At 65.2% G+C, this 1,029-nt stretch carries 1 protein-coding gene; it reads right to left on the reverse strand.

Annotation, left to right across the window (positions count from 1 at the left end; all coding sequences use genetic code 11):
• A partial coding sequence (locus tag PQR02_RS40520; RefSeq protein WP_408243402.1) for a putative bifunctional diguanylate cyclase/phosphodiesterase occupies positions 1-1,029 on the reverse strand: 1,029 nt, incomplete at both ends.

Raw genomic sequence — 1,029 nt, forward strand, 5'->3', positions numbered from 1 at the left:
GCGAGCGCCACCATCGCTTCGACCATCGCGCGTGCCTGGTGACAGGTCTCCTCAACGGTGAGCCCCTGCACGAACGACTTGTCGATCTTGATGCGATCGACAGGCAGCCGTGTGAGGTACGCGAGGCTCGAGTAGCCGGTGCCAAAGTCGTCGAGCGAGACGGTCACGCCGAGCCTTCGTACGGCCGAAAGCGAGCGCGAAGCGGCGACGAAGTCGCTCATGACGGCAGTCTCCGTCACTTCGATGTCGAGTACGGAAGCGCACACGCCCGACGCCTCGGCCGCCTCCGACACCAATGCAGCAAGATCGCAGTTCTGGATCGTCGTGGCCGAGAGATTGACGGCGATCTTGAACGGCATGCGGTCCCTCGCCTGCCATCGCGCCGCCTGGCGGAACGCGAGGCGAATTAGCCATTCGCCCGTCGCCTCGTGGGCTGGCGATTCAAGCAGCACGTCGAGGAAGTGGGCCGGCGTGAGCAGGCCCAACTGGGGATGGTTCCATCGCAGAAGCGCCTCGGCTCCGTAGACGCGGTCAGTATGCAGGTCCAGTAATGGCTGGTAGTGCAGTTCGGACTGATGCGCGGCGCTCGCGCTTTCCAGATCCGCGCGTAGCCGCAGGCGATGCGAGAGGCGCTGCGCCTCCTCCTTGCCGAACGACCACACGTGCGAGCCGCCCATGCGCTTCGCGTGATACATCGCGGTGTCCGCGTTGCGCAGCAGCTCGCCCGCGTTCGACGCCGATACCGGATAGCGCGCCACGCCGATGCTCGCGCCCACCGAGGCCCGCACGCACGGCGTCTGGATTGGCTCGCGCATGCGTGCTGTGACGTCGCGCGCGACGCGCACGGCCTCGCCCTCTGGAGCGTCGACGAGGCAAATTACGAATTCATCACCGCCGATGCGCGAAACATGGGCGCCTTCGGGAAACATGTCGGAAAGACGCTCGCCGATGACACGCAGCACTTCATCGCCCGCCGCGTGGCCAAACGAGTCGTTGATATCCTTGAAGCGGTCAAGGTCGATGAAGAGC

Source organism: Paraburkholderia sediminicola (assembly GCF_046026895.1).
Taxonomy (GTDB): Bacteria; Pseudomonadota; Gammaproteobacteria; order Burkholderiales; family Burkholderiaceae; genus Paraburkholderia; species Paraburkholderia sediminicola_C.